We start from the raw sequence: 20,201 nt of genomic DNA on the forward strand, positions 1-20,201 counted from the left end.
CCCCCGTCTGTTCTTCCCTAACAAAAGAACGGGCGGGGGATTTATCTATAATGATGTCTTTATGCAAGACTTTCTTTTTGTAAATCTAAATAAAGCAGGACTCTAGCCATTTTTTTTGACGTTACTCGACGAACTTCTCGTGGGATAAATTGGTGGATCTCATCTTCGTTGAAGCCTACTTGGAATTTGGTCTCATCAAAAATCAGTGGACGTCTCAATAGACTTGGGTGCTCCTCAATGATATCGACAAGCTCACTTAATGATAGCTCATCAAAATCAATATCTAGTTTTTCATAAACTTTCGATCGTGTGGAAATAATTTCATCGGTACCCGTTTCCGTTAGTGAAAGAATTTCTTTGATTTCATCTGTTGTAAGAGGGTCAGACATGATATTCCGTTCTTCAAACCTCAATCCATTTTGCTTTAACCAAGCTTTTGCCTTCCTACAAGAAGTACAACTAGCTGAGACATATAATTTAATCATTTCACATACACCTTTCTGCTTTTTCATTTTAAGTAACAAGAGTTATTCTACACATATTACGATACAACATTTTTGGTTCAGTGTTAAATATCCTACGCGTCAAAGTGTTAAAAAAAGACATTTAAACTTCAAAAAAGCGTGCTTTTCATAACTAAAAACGATACTTATTATAAATAAGGTATATATACTAATGAGTAATGATTGTAAGGCATATACGCATTTTACGCAAAATGATATAAAAAATTTTATAACAGTTGTAATATTCCGTCATTCTGTTTACTCAATAATTTCTTTGACAATGTAAAAGATGATTGTCGCGAAAAAATGCGCTTTATTTTATAAATTTCTTTATTTTTCTGCTTTATTTTGTCTAAACGAATAATATATTCTTCAACTAAATAAAAAATTATTTGATTCATTGTTATCTCGAAAAGTTTGAATAGTTGTCCTTAAGTATCTGATGCGTTAGACTTGGGAGTTTCTTTTTAGCTCTCATATAAAACAGCGAGCTCCTGAATTCTGCGTTTCATTTCTTTGCGTATGTTCAGCGGCTCCAAACATTCACACTTACTCCCAAAGCTTAAGAGAATAGAATAGTAATAATCATTTTCTATGAAGGGAAAATAGACCAGATAATACTCCCCCTCCTCAGGTATAAAATCCTCGTCGGCACAAAAATCTCTCACTCTATCTAAAATCGACTGATGAACCCGAAGAGTGATTTTTGTTTGCATCGTCTCCAGAATAGCGTCAAACTCTAGCTGTGGTTTTTGAAACTCGCGAGGTGAGAATACGATGTCTTTTATTTGCAGGTTGGTTATACGCGATAATTTGAACAAGCGAAAATCATTTCTTTTAAGGCAATATCCCTGAAAATACCAATGACTGTCCTTTAATAGTAGTTGATACGGCTCAGCGGTTCGTGTCGTGTTGTTTCCATGGCGATCTGCATAGTCAAACGACAGGATTCGATTCTCCTCGATAGCCTTTTTTAACTTATCTAAATGGGTATGGATACTCTTATGCCCCATCCATGGACTTAAATCTACGTATAATTGATTGGATTTTGTTTCAATATCAGCCGCTCGATCAGCCGGTACAAAGCTCTGTACTTTTGCAAGAGCATTCACCAGCTCGTCTCCTCTTACCATATTCGATAGGCTTGTGAGCCCCATTAAAATGGCTGAGAGATCCGAGCTCGAAAAGACTTTCTTATCCATCTTGTATTGCTGCATAATTTCAAAGCCGCCGCCCACTCCTGGAATTGCATGAACTGGAATACCCGCCATATTGATCGAATCAATGTCACGATAGATCGTACGCGTAGATACTTCAAACTTCTCCGCTAACGCCTGTGCGCTGATCCTTTTTTTATCAAGCAAAAGTAAGATGATGCTAACCAGCCGCTCCACCTTCATTTTTTTACCTCCTTAAACTATTTCTTTTTGTCAGTGTAGATTGTTGACATACTGTTGTCAACAATTGCTAGGTATACTGTGAGTAAAGAATCAAATAAATCTTATGGAGGAATTTTATGATTACAATTTACGTATATGTTCTGGATACTTTAGCTGACTGGGAGTTGGGGCCTGTTACCTCAGAATTGAACTCTGGGCGATTTTTCAAAGAAGATGCTGCCCCACTAGCACTCAAAACTGTGAGTCATTCCAAAGAAGCGGTTCAAACAATGGGCGGAATGACGATCCTTCCAGATTGCTTGATTGATGATATTAGCTTGGATGAAAAAAGCGTGTTGTTATTGCCAGGTGCAGATACTTGGAATGACTCAAAGCATCATGCCATTATTGAAAAAGCCAGTGCACTACTTGCTGCTGGCGGTACAGTGGGCGCTATCTGCGGTGCTACTGCGGCACTAGCGAACGCTGGACTTTTGAATGATCGCACACATACTAGTAATGGACCTGGATTTTTAGAAATGGTCGCTCCAACCTATAAAGGACAAGAGTTTTATATTGAAGAACCAGCAGTAACTAGCAATAATCTTATTACAGCAAGCTCTACTGGAGGTTTACAGTGGGCAAAGCAGATCCTTGCACATCTGGATGTCTTTCAACCAGATACATTAGACGCTTGGTATGACTATTTCCATACAGGAAAGCCTGAATATTTCTATGCTCTGATGGGGTCTTTGCCGAATAAATAGGAAGGAACTAGGGGGCTCAGCTTTAAGCTAGCTGCGAAAAGTGGAACTCGCAGCTAGCTCATATCATATGGACTCATTTTTCTAAATGCAGAAAAATGCGTCTTATTTTCGTACACATAACATTTTTCTAATCTGCTAAAGCAGAAAGAAAAACTGTCAGCTATTTCCTAGTTAAGTCATCATTTTTCGTAAATCGAAAAAAATGAGTTGGATTGTCGTTTCGCATACGATTCCACTAACCTACTAAAGTAGGAAGTGGAACTCGCAGCTAGCTCATATCAGATGAAATCATTTTTCGAAAATCGTGAAAAATGAGTCTTGTTTTCGTGCGCATAACATTTTTCTAATCTGCTAAAGCAGAAAGAAAAACTGTCAGCTATCTCCTAGTTAAGTCATCATTTTTCGTAAATCGAAAAAAATGAGTTGGATTGTCGTTTCGCATACGATTCCACTAACCTACTAAAGTAGGAAGTGGAACTCGCAGCTAGCTTATAACATATGAAATCATTTTTCAAAACTCAGAAAAATGAGTCTTGTTTTCGTGTGCATAACATTTTTCTAATCTGCTAAAGCAGAAAGAAAAACTGTCAGCTATCTCCTAGTTAAGTCATCATTTTTCGTAAATCGTAAAAAATAATTTGGATTGTCGTTTCTCATACGATTCCACTAACCTACTAAAGTAGGAAGTGGAACTCGCAAAAAGAACCGTTTGAAATCTTTTGATTTCAAACGGTTCTTTAACTTCTTAACTGATTACTGTTACGGTTACTGAACGGCGTCCCCATTGGATACATTGTTCAACCGTTGGGAAGTGGCAATCGATAATGTTGCCTTTGATGGCGCCCCCTGTATCTCCAGCGATGGCAATGCCATAACCAGATACCTCTACCATTGATCCTAGTGGAATCACACTTGGATCAACAGCGACAACTTGAGAGTTTTGACGTAAGTCGATCCCCATCGCTGTAAAGTACGTGTTAACGGATTCTGCACATGAGTATCCAGTAGATTCCATTTGCATCGTACGTCCAGACGTTGTCGGTGTGGTAGGCTCTGCGGGTTTCGCAGGTTCTTGTTTAGGCTGTTCACTTGTTTGAGTCGTTGATTGTTGTGAACTTGAAGCAGATGCAGCCGGTTTTGAGGCTTGTGCAGAAGATTGTGATGAAGCTTCTGCTTGTGCCTTTTGCTGCGCTTGGGCTGCAGCTTTTGAAGCTTTCTCTGCTTCAGCAGCTTTGGCCGCTTCGGCTTCCTTCGCTTCTTTTTCTGCTTGCTCTTTTTGAGCTTTTTCCGCAGCCTGACGTGCTTTTTCTACTTCTTTGTCTTGGCTGATCTTTTCTAAGCTAGTTTTGTTCTCTGCTAACTCTTGTTTCAAGTTCGCCATTTTACTATCTAGCTTTGTCGTTTCAGCTTCAAGGCTTTGACTATCTTTTTTTAATTGGGCTTGTGTTTTTTCTTGTGTTGCTTTTAATTCTGTTAATTTATCCTTGGCTTCACCTAAGCTGGCAACTTTCGTCTTCTCTGCATTTTGGATGACAGACATCGCAAATGCACGATTCAAAAATTCTCCAAGGTCTTTTGATTCCAGTAACGCGTTAATTGAACGATCTGTCATGCCGCTGACTTGCGCATTCTTCATCCGCTCAGCGATCGCTTCTTTGCGTTGCTCGATCTTCTGTTCTGTTTCTGTTATTTCCGCTTTGGTCTTTTCCAAAGTCGCTTCGTTTTCACTGATCTTTGTTCGAATGTCGTTAACCTCTTGATACTTTTCATTGACATCGTTCAACGCGATCTGCAGCTCTCCGCTGATTTTGTCACTTTGACGCGAAATTGCGGATTCTTTCTTATCTAACTCATTTAGTGACTCTGCATGTGCAAAGACTGGTAAAAGTACGTTAGCACCCAACAATAGTGTGGCAACGAACCCAAACGTTTTCTTTCTCACTTTAAAAGTCCACCTTTCTATTTACCCTTCGTCATTATACGAAAAAAAAAGGGACTTTTTGTTTCATCCATATTACATTTCATTACAAAATGAAGCGCGTTTTAGTAACATTTGTTTTATTTCTATCGGAAACTATAAAAAAAGAGAGTCCTTTCAAGCATTGAAAGGACTAATTTTTGTCATATTTTTGTAATATTATTTTTTCCGCAGCTCTTTAGATAACTCTCGAATCTCCATTAATGGGCTCTTTAGCTCTTTCGATTTCATATTTGGGAAGCTGTTTAAGAAGCGACGCTCTTGAAAATTCAGCTTCGGTAGCTGTTTACGCCACTCTGGCTGCTCTTTGATCTCTGTTAACCAGCCTTGACGACGTTCTTCCGCCGCGACCTTCAACTCTCCAAGATCGGTTTGCAGCTGCTCCTTCTTCTCTTGGATTGTAGTACTCATCTTGTTTAGTGCTTGGCGTAATGAAGCCAAGTTCGCTAACGTAAATCCTAAATCAAAACTAGTCACCATTAATAGAATCAGCGGCAAAAACATTCCAAAGCGCTGCTGCCAACCGATGACTATGTTCATTAAATAAGGATTCAAAACGCGGACGATAAACACACAGGCGAGCCCCCAAAAAATGGATACTGGTACAGCCACTCTGCCATTGATGTTTAATGGTACTTCCTTATAATCCCATAAGGTTAAATGAAAGATCTTTTCCAGCAAGAAGCTCGTCAGATATTCTAAGGCGGTTACCAAGAACAATGCTAAGAAAAACAGCAGGACGATATTCTGTTGGTAGGGCTCAATCAAATAAAGCACGCCCACCACCCCAAAACCATAAATCGGTGTAATCGGTCCTAACAAAAAACCGCGGTAAACAAAATGCCTGGCCTTGATCGAACAATAGATAGTTTCCCATAGCCAGCCAATAAATGAATAACAAAAAAATAAGAGCACAACGATTGTAAAAATTTGTTCCATTCTTTTCCTCCCTAACAAAGCTGATAGATGATCCTAATTATTCCATGGATAGCAAGAAATTACCAGCTTCAGGGGTAGTCCATTCACCCATTACTCCTTTCACACGTCAGAAATGGTCTTTTCTGTCCAATTTTTGAAGGCTCTGGCAAAGGAGCTGGATTCTGTGTAGCCCAGTAAATAAGCGACATCAATCGTGGGTAAAGTTGTTTCACTTAAGTAGTGTTCGGCTAATCCTTTTTTTTCGTTAGAAAGAAGAGATTTGTTCTGTTCTTCGCGACTCTCCATAGACCTTGTACCCATTTTCAGCAAGTAACTTTGCTGTTTGATAGCCTATTCCGCTACTAGCGCCTGTAATCTATACGATTTTTTCTTTCATTTTCTCCTACCGCCTTCTCTTAAGCTAACTATATGAAAATAATCCAGTAGAGGGAATGACAGAAGGCGACAAAAAACAGGTTTCCTATTCTATGAGTAAAACACATTTTTGAAATATTACCGTTTAGGCTTGTTTTTAAGACTAGAAGCTTATATCATTTTTATAAGGAAAAGATTTTATTTCCATGCGCATTATCACATTATCTGTGTTTTTTTAACGAAAACATTTTGAATTTCCACAGCAATTGGGAATTATAGATTTATTATTTTTTGTTAATTGGTATTTTACGTTATCGCAAGTTATATACTCGTAGGTCAGTTATTTCCAAATAAAAGCGATCGAAGGAGGAATGATGATGGATTTTCGCACAATTTTAGGAACCAGCAACATGCGACGCTTATTACTATTGGAATTATTGTATTATCGCAGAGATGGATGGTCCAGTGATCAATTACTCAGTAAGCTGAATTGTTCTTTGCCCATTTTATTGAATGACATTGATTTAATTAATAGCTTCAACCCAAGTTTTCAAATTATTAAAACAAAAGGAATCTATCTAGTCGTTCTCGATAAGGCAATCAGTTTAGGTAATTTGTATGCAGATTTTTTAAGCTCCTGTCCTGAATTTCAAATCATCGAAGAACTCCTATATGAAGAATGCGAAAACATCACTGCGTTATCAAAAAAGTTATACTTAAGCACCTCCAATACACAACGCTATTTAAAAAAAATCGAACAAACCTTGGCAGATGCAGGGATGGAACTTTCTTATCGCCCACTACGTGTTGAGGGAAATGAAGGCGAGATTCGGAACTTCTATTATCGATTTTACAGTGAACGTCAGAGTGCTTTTGAAAGTACCCTTCCTAAATTGCCATCGAATCACTACCATATTATCGAGAAATATGTCCAGGACTTTGTTAAGGTGAACAACATTCACGAAAAATACGTGTATCAAAAACGGTTGATCTATAACATGTATATTAGCTTCTGGCGGATAAAAAGCGGCCATATTTTTCCAAAAGATGAATTAAGAACAGGTGGAATCATCCTGCCTATGGGACTTTCCTATAAAAAATTGAAGCAGGCGGTTAGAGAAGGTGTCGACTTAGAGCTCACACCTGAAATGACCCGAGATACCCTCTGGTTAACCTTTTCTGATGCCATTGTCTTTAGTCTGTATCATCGAGAAATAGCTCTAGCAACCAACCCGAGGTATCGAAGATTGTTTGTACAACATTATGCATTAGTGGAAGAATTCAATCAGATGTTAGGAAATAGACTGACAAAATTGAATCGCTTAGATTTAGCTACCGTACTGAACAACGATTTCTATCTATGCAACCCTAATGGGAAATACCTTGGTGTACTATGGCGCAACCGTTTAGTTTTCCTACAGGAAGTATCCAAGGTATACAGCCGCGGAGTTCACAAGGTAAGGAAAATGGTTGAACGTTTCGTGAAGAAATACCACATGTATCAAGAGAGTGACTATATTCAAAACTATATGTATCTACTAATTACGACAGAAGTGTATAGTCTCGAATGGTTGGCTAGTATGGATTCTCCGGTAAGCGTTTTACTTCTATCTGATTTATCACCTACTGAAGAGAGTTTTTTAGCTAAACAAATTTCTGAAAGTATTTATGGCAACTACACGATCGCTCATTTTGAGCAACTCGCTGGTGGAACACCTAATTTCGTAGAAGAATTGAACAAGTATGATTGCTTAATTACGACCGGTTCCTCTGAGGGATTGCCGGAAGAGTACCCAGTTGTTGTAATCGATCCTTTTTTAACAGACCAAAGTAAGCATTGGATTCAAGAGATGATCAGCGAGCTCTCTAAAAAAAAGGAACTGGCGGATAATAATTAGCTTCGAAAGAGTGGCGGAATTTTTCTGTTACTCTTTTTCTTTGTCTTTTTTTGTGAAACTGAAAAATTTTCAGCTTTTTAAGTATATGTTTCGGACTTAATTGACAAGTAAGTTACAATAGAAACGATCCTATTTTGCTCATTATCTACTTTATATATTGGAGGAACTTCTATGTTTCAGCTTTTACGTTACGCCAAAGATTATCGAAAACAGATTATCCTTGGCCCTTTTTTCAAATTTTTAGAGGCCGTCTTCGAACTGATCCTGCCTTTATTTATGGCACGTTTAGTCGATGAAGGAATCGCTCGCCATGATCAAGGCAAAGTGATCGAAATGGCGGTCGCCATGCTAGGCTTATCGATTGTTGGACTACTCTGTGCCTTGATTTGTCAGTATTACGCATCGATCGCTTCACAGGGTTTCGGAACGGTTTTACGGAATCGATTGATGGAAAAAATCAACAGCTTTTCCCATAATGAATTGAATCGCTTCGGCACGGATACTTTGATTACTCGAATGACGAATGACATCAATCAAATGCAGGGTGCGCTAGCGATGCTGATTCGTCTTGTAGTCCGTGCACCTTTCCTTAGTATCGGTTCGGTCATTATGGCTTTTTATATTGATTGGCAAATGGGACTTATTTTCTTGATCCTATTGCCTATTTTCTGCCTGATCCTTTTTCTGATCATTCATTATTCTGTGCCTTTGTATAAAAACATCCAACAAAAACTGGATCAATTGAACCAATTGGTCACTCAAAATTTGAGCGGGGTTCGGGTCATCCGTGCCTTTGCCCGAACAAAAACTGAGACCAACCATTTTAATGAAGAAACAGAAGAAATCTCTCATTTAAATCAAAAGGTTGCGAATATTTCCGCACTGCTCTCACCTAGCACGACTTTGATCATGAATGCTGGCGTGGTGGCTCTTCTTTACTTTGGTGGCTTCAAGGTGAATATTGGTCATTTAGAGCAGGGACAGGTTTTAGCTTTGATCAATTATATGAATCAAATGCTTCTGGCTTTAATTGTTGTTTCAAATCTAGTCGTACTTTTCACTCGTGCAGCAGCCTCAGCAAATCGAATCAACGAAGTGTTTGCGACAGATACAACTTTAGCAGACAACGGAACCAACCAACTAGCCAATGAACAAGCACCTTTAATTGACTTCCAGAAGGTAGATTTTCGTTATACGGAAAAATCTGGGCTCGCTCTACAGGATATCTCCTTTACTATGGAAGAAAATAATTTTCTTGGAATCACAGGAGCGACGGGCAGCGGGAAGTCAACCCTGATCAGTTTGATCCCGCGCTTTTACGATGCGACGAAGGGCAGTGTCAATTTTGCTGGAAGCAATGTCAAAGACTGGCAATTGGATCGCTTGCGTTCTGAAATCGCACTTGTACCGCAAACAGCCGTCTTATTCAGCGGCACCATTCGAGAAAACCTACAATGGGGCAAACCCGATGCAACAGATGAAGAATGCTGGCAGGCCCTGTCTACTGCCCAGGCTAGTGAATTTGTAGAAACCTTGCCTAGAGGCTTAGACACCCCGATCTTAGAAAACGGGAAAAACTTTTCTGGTGGTCAACGGCAGCGTCTGACTATTGCTCGCGCCTTGATTCGCAAACCGAAGCTGCTTATTTTAGATGATTCTTTATCTGCCTTGGATTATCAAACCGATTTGGATTTGCGCCAAGCGTTGAAGCGGGATCTAGCTTGTGGCGTTATCATTATTTCTCAACGCCTGCGTTCAATCCAAGAGGCGGAAACGATTTTACTGATGGACAACGGAAAAATCGTCGCACAAGGTGCCCATAACACACTACTCAAGGAGTCCAAGCTTTATCAAGAGCTGGTCAAATCTCAAGAGGAAGGCGGGGCTGTGGAATGATTAAGAAAAAGAATTTTTTCCGTTCACTAAAATTATTCATCCCCTATCTTGCGGCTTATCCAAAGGAACTCATCGCAGCGATCATTTTAGGGATTGCTAGCGGGATCACTTCCGTGTTAATGACTTACTATATAGGTGTCGCCGTTGATCAGATGGTCAATCAAGGGGCTGTAGACTTCACGCGGCTGTTCCAAATTCTTCAATTGTTTGTCGGCATCTTTTTAGTCACTGTCGTCAGTCAGTATTTCATTCAGCGTTTAGGAAATACCGTAGCCTTTGATTCTGTCGCCAAGCTGCGGGAAGAGACCTTTACTCATTTAAATAAATTGCCATTGAGCTATTATGATCAAAGTTCGCAAGGAGATATCGTTAGTCGTTTTACCAATGACATGGACAATATTTCCACGGCTATCTCCGCTGTGTTCAATCAGGTATTTTCTGGGATGACGGTCGTTTTGGTCGCATTGGTTTTCATGCTGTATCTCAGTCCAATGCTGACTTTAGTTGTTCTAGTAGCCACACCCATCATCTTTTTAATTACGTATATTGTGGCACGTACCTCTCAGCAATACTTTACTAGTCAGCAGAAATTAGTTGGATCGATCTCAGGCTTCATCACTGAGATGGTCGGCAATCAAAAAATTGTCAAAGCGTTCCAACGAGAAAATCAAAACCAAACCAACTTTGAAGCGTTGAACCAAGAGCTTTATGTTCGAGGACAGAAGGCGCAATTCGCGTCATCATTGACCAATCCTTCTTCACGCTTCGTTGACCATCTGGCTTACTTAATGGTTGGACTTGTTGGTGGATTACTGGCCTTAAAAACCGGCAGCGGTGTGACGATCGGGATCATTTCGAGCTTCACAATCTATTCCAGTCAGTTCACAAAACCGTTCATCGAACTATCTGGAATTACGATCCAGATACAAACGGCCATCGCCGGACTTGACCGTTCCTTTGAATTGTTGAAGGAACCTATTGAACAGGCGGACGATCCAGATGCCCTCACATTAACGGATGCAAAGGGAAAAGTTGTTTTTGATCACGTGGACTTTGCTTATCAAAAGGACCAGCGTTTAATCGAGAACTTTAACTTAACCGTTCAACCGGGAGAAACGATCGCTATCGTTGGAAAAACAGGCGCGGGTAAATCAACATTGGTTAATCTTTTGATGCGCTTTTATGAAGTGGATCACGGGACTATCACCATCGACGGCACTGACATTCGTCACTTGACTAGAGACAGCCTGCGCCAGCAATTCGGAATGGTTCTGCAGGAGACCTGGTTGATGGACAGCAGCCTACGAGCAAACCTGCGTTATGGACGTAAATCAGCCACGGATGAAGAAATCTTCGCTGCCTTGAAAGATGCGTATATGTACGATTTCGTGATGCGCTTGCCTGATAAACTAGATACGATCGTCGGCGAAGCAGGAATCAAGCTTTCAGACGGGCAACGACAATTATTGACAATCGCACGAACCATGATCAGTCGTCCTTCGATGTTGATCCTCGATGAAGCCACCAGTTCTGTCGATACCTTAACCGAGCAAAAAATCCAAAACGCATTTCTTGCGATGATGAAAAATCACACTAGCTTCGTGATCGCCCATCGCTTATCCACGATTCAAAATGCGGATCAAATCCTCGTTCTTGACCATGGACAAATCGTTGAGATCGGAAATCACCAAGAGCTGTTACAAAAAGACGGCTATTACAAAAAATTGTATCAAGCACAGTTTTCACAGAGTTAATAAAAACCCTCAAGAGCAAAAAATCTTGAGGGTTTTTGTCATGATAAACGAAGAACTATATCACTAGCTCTTAAAAATGAGGTGCTAAAACAAACGTCTTTTTCAGGCTTACTTTACAATCCCTAACGTTATCATAGAAGAAGCTGTTGCGAGAATAGCTTCACGAGCAGGGCGCGGCTGCCAGCCTAACATGTTTTTTGCCTTTTGATTACTCGTTTCAGCATACTTACCTGTTAAAGACGCCAACATTTTCAGCTTTGGATCAGCTATAGCCGCTGCTTTTAAAACCGCATTTGGAATTTTCTTCGTAGGCAGCTTTTCTGCGTATGCTGGAAAAGCTGCACGCAGGATATTAGCAACCTCCAGCATCGACAAGGTTTCTCCTGTTGTAGCCAAGAAGCGTTCACCCGCTGCCTTTGGTGAAGTCATTGCCAGTAAATGAAGAGCCGCAACATCGCGAACATCCACATAACCAGAATCAACATTCGGCACCGCCTTGACCTCACCAGCTAAAAGCTGGCGGATTTGTTCATTCGAATGTGAATAATCAGCAGTTAAGATCGGTCCCATCACACCAACGGGATTTACCGTTGTTAGTTCTAGCCCTGCCCCTTCTTCTTCGATGAATGTCCAGGCAGCCCGTTCAGAGAGTGTCTTTGATTTCTGATAAGGAAAGATATTTTTTGCCTCTAAGTTTGACCAATCTTCTTCTGTATATGGAGTTGTCCGATTTTCGTGTCCAGCAAATATCGCACCGTATGCAGATGTCAAAACCACACGCTTCACATTGGCGTCGCGTGCTGCTCTCAATACATAAAGAACACCGTTCACTGCGGGTTCAATCATTTCTTTTTCATCTTTGAAGTTTAATTTGGGTGTGGGAGATGCTGTATGAATAACATAGGTTACGCCTTCCATGGCTTTATTCCAATTTTTTTCGCTCGACAAATCTGTTTCAATAAAAGAAAGATCTGTGGGATGTTCAATACCCCCAGCCGCGATAATTTTCTTCACACGATCCATTTTATCTAGCGAACGAACCGATGTCCGCACAGCATAGCCTTGGTCCAACAACTGCAAAATAATATTCGAAGCGATATAGCCGCTTCCGCCTGTCACTAAAACTAATTCTTTTTCCATAGTAATTTCTCCTTCAACGCGTTACACTTGTAACGTTTGTGAGGCTATATTAAAATAGACTCCCAATGAATACAAGACGTTCGCAGGCATCTGTGACAGAAAGGAAAATCTGTAATGGCAGCTACTGACCACTCTCAGGCAATCAAACAGGATTCAAAGGATTATTTGACTACCGCTTTACTGCAGCTTTTAGAAAAGAATACTTATTCTACTATCACTGTTTCACAAGTTGTTCGACGTGCGGGAGTCAGCCGAATGGCCTTTTATCGAAATTTTGACAAATTAGACGATGTTTTGCTTCAATATTTTTCATCAATTATCAGCACACGCTTCGCTGATATTAATCAACATGTGCCGGCGAACAAAAAACTGCAGTCATTAGAAATCTTTTTCAAAGATTTTGCTAAAACGCTAGAAATGAGTGTTTCGCAAGGGTATGAGTCTATTATTCGTCAGGTTTTCAATGAAAATATGCAGCAGTTTTATGATAGCTTTCCTCTTTTCTCGGATATTAAAGAACCGGAAAAGCGCTACTATATCAAATTCATGAGTGATGGAGTATACAGTATTTGGCGCGAGTGGCTGATGAACAATCAGGGAGAATCCTTAGATATGATTCACCAATTATTAGCTACGCTTCAAACCTCTACAGTGACAGCATTAAAAAATCAGCAAGCGGATTAATCCGCCTGCTGATTCCTTTTTGCTTTCGCTCGAGCATAAAACATCAAGCACAATAAGCTAAAGATCACCGTTAGAATTCCTGAAATCAAAAACCATCTAGCAATTCCTAACCTTTCCGATAACGGCCCCGCCAACAATAAACCGATCGGCATCGCGGTTGACATCACACTGCCAAACAGTGAAAAAACACGACCCAATTTTTCTGGAGGGACAGTCTCCTGTAAATAGGAAGTAAATGGAATGTTATACAAATTCCCCATGCCGCCCATGAATATGCAAAAAAAGACAAACAGCCAATAACCGACTAAATTCGCTGGTGCTAATCCACTACCGATAAAGGTAATGCCTAAACCAACATTTGCCAGCTGAGCAGCTAGTAATTTCTCACGCCATTCTTTTTTCATTCCGATCAAGAAGGCGCTGACCATCATCCCCACCGCATAAGAAAATTCCACCACACTGGCAAACCAGGCGGACAATTCAAAATGTACATTCGTCATTAATGGAAATAAAATCCCTAACGGCAGATAAAAGATCATAATGAAAAAAGAAAAGAACATGATCACCAGCATCGGCGGGTCTTCCTTAAAGACTCTGAAGCCGTCCTTTAGTTCCTGCAAATAATGCTGGGTCGTTTCCTCACCACGAGGAATATCCGGTACTTCGACAATCCACAATGTTAAACAAGCGGCCAACGCTCCGATTAAGTCCGTAAGTAGAATCACCCATAAAGGCATCGCCGCAAACATCACTGCACCTAATACTGGACCAAGCATAAAGGCCCCAGACTGTAAAAATTGATTCCAGCTATTGGCTTTGACCAGCTCTTCTTCCGGTACCAATAAAGGAACGATCGCTTGGATCGAAGGCGTGTGAAATACATTCGCTAACGAACGCAAAAAGAGCGCTGCGATAACCACTAGATACCCTGGACTCCCCCATAAGAACCAGATGGATAATCCTAAAGCTACCAGTCCCATAAATAAATCTGCCGCAATCACCACATACTTTCGCTTCAGCCGATCCAGCCACACACCAACGAATGGTCCTAAAAACATTTGCGGCAAATAAGCGGATAATCCCGCTAATGACAGCATAATAGCTGATTTAGATTCATTGGTTAACCACCAAATCAGCGCAAACTGAACAGCAGAGCTTCCAATCAAAGACACCGTCTGTCCAGATAAAATCGTTAAATACTTTTTTCTCCATAGTTGTTTTTCCATCATTGCTCCTTTGTTTGTCGTTTGAACAAACAAGAAGTTCGTCAAACGTTTTTCTATTTGGCGATTCGTTCAATTTTCAACCGCATGGAAGCACACATAATCAATTCCTCCTCTAATTTAAATCAATCCTAACTCGACCTTCCACGTCAATAGACGCTCAACAGATTGGTCCAGCTGCTGTTCACTATACTCGCCTTTTTTGATTGCCTCTAGAATGTATGGAATCTGAGTGCTATAGCTTGAAGATAAAATCATATCATTTCCTGCCTGTAGCGCTTGTAATCCCGCTTCCTCTTGAGAGATAAAATCTGCGAGACCGGCCATATCCATATCATCCGTCATGATCACGCCTTTAAATCCTAACTCATTACGAATCACGTCATGAACGGGTTTTGAGATGGAGGCTGGTCGATTGCCATCTATTGCTTGGACAATATTATGGGATACCATAATACTATCTACCCCCGCTTTGATTCCTGCTTCAAAAGGCAGAAAATCATTTTTTCGTAAATCCTCCATCGAACGGTCATCTGTCACAATCTCCACATGGGAGTCGCGATTATTTCCATACCCAGGAAAATGCTTCAAGGTTGAACCAAGCTTCTGCTTCTTCATTTCTTCTACACTCAGCTTCACGTAATGACTGGTTCCTTTGGCATCCATTCCGATTGTCCGATCATAGATGAATGATTGAGGATCTGTCGAGACATCGGCGTCAGGAAACATACCTAACTGAATCCCTAATTCGCCAAATACTTGCGCTTTTCGGTCGATTTCCTTGGTAATTCCATCCCAACCATCTTTTTGGTACAACGCCTGCGGACTTTCAAAGGCTGGCGAAACAATTTGATTTCTACTCAGTCGACTGACTGTTCCGCCTTCTTCATCAGAGCCAATGAACATTGGTGTCTTACTAGCTTCTTGATAGCTTGCAATTGTTTGTTTTACATCGGCTTGTCCTTTTCCAGCCATGTCTCTGTCAAATAGCAGGTATCCGCCCAAGTGGTAGTTTTGGATATCCATTATTTGATTCTGTTCGGGCACCCGTGCCATAAATAATTGGCCTACTTTTTCTTCTAGAGTCATAGTCTTCATAGTGTTCTCGACTTTTTCCTTCACCGTCATTTTCTCATTTATTGATTCCGTCGTTTGTTTTGACTGCTCTGTTGATTCTCTCGTTTTTGATGCGTCACTATTCGTTGAGGAGTCCTTAGTGGAAGTTCCACAAGCAGTTAGCAAGATTACTACTGATAGGAGCATCAAACTTATTAAACTATTTTTTTTCACTTTATTACGCTCCTTATTTACTTGTACTAGGGTAGATATGATTCATTCAATCTATATACGTCTCAATACTTACGATACATTTTATCATAGCTAGTAAAAAGAAAGCATCGTTTCGGATTTTTCCGCAAAAAAAGAGAAAAAGCGTCAATGCTTTTTCTCGACTGTTTATTTATTTTGAACAGCGGCATCCTTGCGAACACGATAGCCTTTACCCCAAATGGTTTGAATGACTTCTTGGTCTACCTCTAGAGTTTCCAATTTCAATTTGATATTTTTTACTAATGAAGATAGCTGCGCCAAACGCGACTGAGAAACATTGCCCCAAAGCGTCATGCATAGCTCATCACGTGAAACGATTTCACCTGGATGACTTCGTAATTTTTCTAATACCTGTAATTCAAGGGAAGACAAATTGATCAATGTTATCGCTGAGAGACCTTTATCTTCTCCCTCAGGTGCGCATTCTTCCACAGCAACAGGTTCAAACGATCTTCCTTGATACTGTGTAGCGACTTCAGCCAGCTGTTCTCGCAAAACTTCAACTGAATCGCTATTTTGAACAATTCCACTTAAGCCTTGTTCATTTAACAACGCGCGCTCATCCTCATTCAAGTAATGATCCACTTCGCGTAAAATACTCTGACCTCGACCTTTCAGCTTCGGCAGCATAAATTCCATTTCGTAGCTTGAGATCGTCTCACCAATGATAATAATCGGAAAATGGTTAACCAAATCCGGCATACGTCCATTCATTTGGATCTCATTTAGAATGCTGGTGGAACAAAATACCTCGTAATTTAAATGTTGCAATTTATTGGTTATAATTTCTTCCGCTAAAATATTTTTAGTCAAAACTAATACTCGAACCATTTACTCGCCCTCAATTTCTACACAATAATCATTATGAATAGAATATAACTTAAATTTAAGCAAATAAAAGGTCTTTTTTTAGATGATACTAAATAAAATTATGAACATTTTGGACTATTTCACTTTTTTAAGATTTAAATAAAGAAAAACCGTGATTTACTCTCACGGTTTAGGCAGTAACCTTATGCAATTTCTTTTCTTGCTTAACAGCCTTCTCAAATATAGGCAAATTGAATTGTTTATACAACGCGCCAGCAACAAAGTATGCGATATTGAAATCAACGAGACTGTGGATCAATCCACCAATTCCCATCAGAATGAAGACGGTATATAAATAGCCTTGGGAATAAAAGGTATCTGGCATATTCCCCATGAAATAAAAGACTGAAACGACAAGCATTTCAGCAGCCGCATGAATGACGCCGATCACTAAGTTAAATACTTGAAAACGTCCATTCGCTAAAGTGAATTTTCCATTCTTTAATACGAGCTCTGGGTGCTTTTGCAGGTAGCTTGCCCCAATCAATGCAAAAATTAAATGAGAGAACGCCCGCAAAGCGATAATCGGTGTGGTAGAAATAAAGAAACCAAATGTTGTTCCTAAAACAACAGCAAGTGCTACTACCGGCGAGAAAAACATCGCAATAAATACAGGAACATGACTCGCTAAAGTAAATGATGCCGGTCCGATTACGATTTTAGGCATAACCATTGGGATCAAAATGCCCAATCCGATTAATAAGGCAGAGATCGTAAGGTGTTTAACAGAATTATTTTTCATTTTATCCTCCTTGATATGTCAAGACACTTATTTCGTTCTTTAGTTTAGTTTATAACAACGGAAGTGTCAAGACAGTTAGGATGGAATTTTTTTGAAAAGTTTCACTATTGATTAGTCAAAGCTAGGCGTGCATCTCTTTCTTCAACCGTTAAATGATGAGTTTTTACATAGCGATTATTTGGGTGTTTTGCACAAGCAATTGAACAAGCGCCTAAGTATTTTTCTTCATTTTCTTCAGAAACCAATATTTGACGATTGCATTCTGGGTTGCTGCAATTGATGTAACGTTCGCACGGAGTACCGTCAAACCACTCTTTACCAATGACCTGCTTATCTACCTGATTGATCTCTACGCTGATGCGTTCATCAAACACGTACATTTTTCCGTCCCACAACTCACCACGTGTTGCCTCATCTTTACCATATGCTGCGATCCCGCCATGGAGTTGTGCCACGTCTTCAAAGCCTTCACGCAATAGCCAGCCAGAGAATTTCTCACAGCGAATGCCGCCGGTACAATAAGTCACAATTTTTTTATCCATAAATTGCTCTTTATTCTCACGAATCCATTCAGGCAGTTCCCGGAAATTATGAATCTCTGGACGAATCGCTCCGCGGAAATGACCTAAATCATATTCATAGTCATTGCGGGCATCAATGACGACTGTCTCTTCATCTAATAAGGCCTCACGAAATGCTTGCGGCTCCAAATAATTCCCCGTCAATTGCCGTGGATTCACATCCTCCTCCAAGTGGAGTGCTACTAGCTCTGATCTTGGCCGAACAAATAGTTTTTTAAAGGCATGGCCTTCACTTTCATCGATCTTGAAGTAGGTGTCCTTAAAACGATCATCCTCCAGCATTTTTTCCATATACTGGTCTGTCGCTTCTTTTGTACCAGACAAGGTTCCATTAATGCCTTCTGGAGCGACTAAAATTCTTCCTTTAATTCCTAAATCACGACAAAAAGCCAAATGCTCTTTAGCAAAAACTTCTGGGTCTTCAATTTTTGTATAGTTATAGTAAAGTAAAACACGATAATTCATGATGCTTCCTCCTGTTTCTTTGATTCTTTACTACTATAGGAGATGCCCTTTGTTTTTTCGAGATTGATGCTTGTGGAATTATTTACAAACCGTTTAAAAAGCAACGTTCTGTATCTTCTAGGATTGTCCCTAGAGCTAGATACAAGACGCTGCTTTTTTATGCTATTCGTTTATAAGTTGTTGCCAGTCACTCTACTTTTGAATTAATCCGTCCAAACTTCTTTTGCTGTCTCAATGACTAAGCGTAACTTGGCCCATTGGTCTTCTTCAGTCACCTTATTCCCTTCATGGGTCGAAGAAAAACCACATTGCGGACTTAGACATAGCTGCTCTAATGGAACAAACTGTGTCGCCTCTTGAATTCGAGCTTTGATCGCTTCCTTGTCTTCTAGCTCCGGCGTTTTGGTGGTTATCAATCCTAAAACGATTCGCTGATCTTGGATATTTTTCAACGGCTCAAAGCTGCCAGAACGCTCATCGTCAAACTCTAAGAAGAACCCATTAAAGGCCTTAATGGATAATAAGCGTTTTGCGATTTTATCATAAGAACCATTGTATAACCAATGGGACTGGAAATTTCCTTTACAGAAGTGGAAGGTAACTGCTAAATCTGCAGGCTTCTTCGCTAGAACCGCTTCAGTAATGTCCCCAAACTCTTGAATCAATTCATCGGGATCATAGCCGTTTTTAGCGATCAATCCACGGAAACGTTCATCGAACAGTCCACCCCAGCTAGTATCGTCCAATTGCAAATAACGACAGCCCGCATCATAGAAAGCCTGAATCGCTGCCTGATATGTTGCAATCAAATCTTGAACAAACTCTTTCTTGTCACTATAGACCGGTGCTTCATGGTATTGCTTTGATAAAATAAAGGAATCCAAATAGATCATATTGGGTCCGGGAATCGTTTGTTTAGCGATCGTCTCTCCAGCCTGCTTTTTCGTAAATTTGAAATGATCTAAAAAGGGATGTTGAGAATCAAAGGAAAGTGGTCCGCTGACAAATGTTCCTTGCGCCTCAGTAGTAATGCCAAAGGCGGTCGTTTCAAAATCATAGACGGTAATGCCGTTTAAACCAGCAATAAAATCCAGATGCCACCAGCGGCGACGAAATTCACCGTCAGTCACGGCCTGCAAGCCGATTTCTTTTTGCTTCTGGATCACTTTGATAATTTCTTCATCTTCTACCTTGGTCAAGGCTTCCTTCGTGATTGCGCCCTGCTTAAAATCCTCACGTGCTTTTTTTAATCTCGCTGGCCGTAATAGACTCCCCACTTGATCAAACCGAAATGGAATACTGTTCATAAAATCCTCTCCTTTTATAAAATAATAAAAAAGCCCTTAGACAGCCGAATAGCTGTCTAAGGGCATAATTGATATACGTTACCACCTTATCATACAGCGTCCTCGCGAACCGCTGTCTCATTAAGTACCCCATTCATTGGGAGACTTCTGCTGCTTAACGGGGCATTCCGTACCTTCCTAATTAGTCAGAAGGTCCACTCAAAAGCCATGTTCAAAACAAGTCCTTTCCATCTCTTTTCAGCTACCGAGACTCTCTGGGGGAAATCATTATTTCTACTTTCTTTCTCATAGTGTTTTAATATTCATCTAAGTTTAGAATAGCGGTCAGGTTTCCATTTGTCAAACCCTTTTGAGTAAAAACTAGCTTTACCACTTCAATAACCCCATACCTT

17 protein-coding genes, 1 pseudogene and 1 other annotated feature are annotated in these 20,201 nt (G+C 40.3%); of the genes and pseudogenes, 5 read left to right on the top strand and 13 right to left on the bottom strand.

Annotated features, from left to right (window positions below; all coding sequences use genetic code 11):
• Positions 1-59: 59 nt before the first annotated feature.
• Both spx and IGI50_RS12920 read right to left on the bottom strand, forming a co-directional pair.
• Positions 60-485, bottom strand: coding sequence for a transcriptional regulator Spx (gene spx / locus IGI50_RS12915; RefSeq protein ID WP_010745492.1), 426 nt, complete (start codon positions 483-485; stop codon positions 60-62).
• Positions 486-970: 485 nt separating this feature from the next.
• Entirely contained in the window at positions 971-1,903 is a 933-nt protein-coding gene (locus IGI50_RS12920; RefSeq protein WP_438777208.1) for a helix-turn-helix transcriptional regulator, read from the bottom strand.
• A gap of 116 nt (positions 1,904-2,019) precedes the next feature.
• Between IGI50_RS12920 and IGI50_RS12925 the strand changes: the two genes are divergently transcribed.
• Positions 2,020-2,649, top strand: coding sequence for a type 1 glutamine amidotransferase family protein (locus tag IGI50_RS12925; protein ID WP_438777209.1), 630 nt, complete (start codon positions 2,020-2,022; stop codon positions 2,647-2,649).
• 745 nt (positions 2,650-3,394) lie between these two features.
• Here the strand turns inward: IGI50_RS12925 and IGI50_RS12930 are convergent.
• The 4 genes and pseudogenes from IGI50_RS12930 to IGI50_RS12945 all read right to left on the bottom strand — a co-directional run.
• Complete coding sequence (locus tag IGI50_RS12930; protein ID WP_438777210.1) at positions 3,395-4,591, bottom strand: 3D domain-containing protein; 1,197 nt, start codon at positions 4,589-4,591, stop codon at positions 3,395-3,397.
• A gap of 195 nt (positions 4,592-4,786) precedes the next feature.
• Positions 4,787-5,566 carry a putative ABC transporter permease gene (locus IGI50_RS12935; RefSeq protein WP_438777211.1) on the bottom strand — a complete coding sequence of 260 codons (780 nt, stop codon included), beginning with the start codon at positions 5,564-5,566 and terminating at the stop codon, positions 4,787-4,789.
• Between the two features lie 99 nt (positions 5,567-5,665).
• A complete protein-coding gene (locus IGI50_RS12940; RefSeq protein ID WP_438777212.1) occupies positions 5,666-5,851 on the bottom strand; it encodes a helix-turn-helix domain-containing protein in 186 nt (61 codons plus the stop codon).
• Positions 5,823-5,921: pseudogene (locus IGI50_RS12945) on the bottom strand (oxidoreductase); the annotation flags it as partial. The pseudogene IGI50_RS12945 and the gene IGI50_RS12940, both read right to left, overlap by 29 nt.
• Before the next feature lie 376 nt (positions 5,922-6,297).
• Here IGI50_RS12945 and IGI50_RS12950 point away from each other — a divergent pair.
• The 3 genes from IGI50_RS12950 (at position 6,298) to IGI50_RS12960 (ending at position 11,468) form a co-directional block, all read left to right on the top strand.
• Entirely contained in the window at positions 6,298-7,818 is a 1,521-nt protein-coding gene (locus IGI50_RS12950) for a helix-turn-helix domain-containing protein (protein WP_010745484.1), read from the top strand.
• A 171-nt stretch (positions 7,819-7,989) separates the two neighbouring features.
• On the top strand, positions 7,990-9,714 hold the full coding sequence (locus IGI50_RS12955) for an ABC transporter ATP-binding protein (protein ID WP_438777213.1): 1,725 nt from the start codon (positions 7,990-7,992) through the stop codon (positions 9,712-9,714).
• On the top strand, positions 9,711-11,468 hold the full coding sequence (locus tag IGI50_RS12960; RefSeq protein ID WP_438777214.1) for an ABC transporter ATP-binding protein: 1,758 nt from the start codon (positions 9,711-9,713) through the stop codon (positions 11,466-11,468). Before IGI50_RS12955 ends, IGI50_RS12960 begins: the two co-directional genes overlap by 4 nt.
• A 108-nt stretch (positions 11,469-11,576) precedes the next feature.
• Here the strand turns inward: IGI50_RS12960 and IGI50_RS12965 are convergent, their stop codons facing one another.
• Positions 11,577-12,608 (bottom strand): SDR family oxidoreductase, encoded by a 1,032-nt coding sequence (locus tag IGI50_RS12965; RefSeq protein ID WP_438777215.1) that lies wholly within the window; start codon positions 12,606-12,608, stop codon positions 11,577-11,579.
• Between the two features lie 114 nt (positions 12,609-12,722).
• Between IGI50_RS12965 and IGI50_RS12970 the strand changes: the two genes are divergently transcribed.
• Positions 12,723-13,292: a TetR/AcrR family transcriptional regulator gene (locus tag IGI50_RS12970; RefSeq protein ID WP_438777216.1), complete on the top strand. Its 570-nt coding sequence runs from the start codon at positions 12,723-12,725 to the stop codon at positions 13,290-13,292.
• On the opposite strand, the gene IGI50_RS12975 is transcribed toward IGI50_RS12970, so the two are convergent.
• From IGI50_RS12975 to IGI50_RS13000, 6 genes are all read right to left on the bottom strand, one after another.
• Positions 13,289-14,518, bottom strand: coding sequence for an MFS transporter (locus IGI50_RS12975; RefSeq protein WP_438777217.1), 1,230 nt, complete (start codon positions 14,516-14,518; stop codon positions 13,289-13,291). The two genes, IGI50_RS12970 and IGI50_RS12975, sit on opposite strands and share 4 nt — an antisense overlap.
• A gap of 117 nt (positions 14,519-14,635) precedes the next feature.
• A complete protein-coding gene (locus IGI50_RS12980; RefSeq protein WP_438777218.1) occupies positions 14,636-15,805 on the bottom strand; it encodes a glycoside hydrolase family 3 N-terminal domain-containing protein in 1,170 nt (389 codons plus the stop codon).
• A gap of 165 nt (positions 15,806-15,970) precedes the next feature.
• The gene (locus IGI50_RS12985; protein ID WP_010745470.1) at positions 15,971-16,675 is read right to left on the bottom strand and encodes a winged helix-turn-helix domain-containing protein; all 705 of its coding nucleotides are present in this window, start codon (positions 16,673-16,675) and stop codon (positions 15,971-15,973) included.
• Between the two features lie 169 nt (positions 16,676-16,844).
• Entirely contained in the window at positions 16,845-17,456 is a 612-nt protein-coding gene (locus IGI50_RS12990) for a hypothetical protein (protein WP_438777219.1), read from the bottom strand.
• Between the two features lie 104 nt (positions 17,457-17,560).
• Entirely contained in the window at positions 17,561-18,502 is a 942-nt protein-coding gene (gene trhO, locus IGI50_RS12995) for an oxygen-dependent tRNA uridine(34) hydroxylase TrhO (protein ID WP_438777220.1), read from the bottom strand.
• A 203-nt stretch (positions 18,503-18,705) separates the two neighbouring features.
• On the bottom strand, positions 18,706-19,809 hold the full coding sequence (locus IGI50_RS13000) for a 5-methyltetrahydropteroyltriglutamate--homocysteine S-methyltransferase (RefSeq protein ID WP_438777221.1): 1,104 nt from the start codon (positions 19,807-19,809) through the stop codon (positions 18,706-18,708).
• A 55-nt stretch (positions 19,810-19,864) separates the two neighbouring features.
• Positions 19,865-20,107 (bottom strand) — a binding site (T-box leader).
• Between the last annotated feature and the right edge of the window lie 94 nt (positions 20,108-20,201).

The organism is Enterococcus sp. DIV0170 (assembly GCF_051710765.1).
GTDB classification, from domain to species: Bacteria; Bacillota; Bacilli; order Lactobacillales; family Enterococcaceae; genus Enterococcus_A; species Enterococcus_A raffinosus.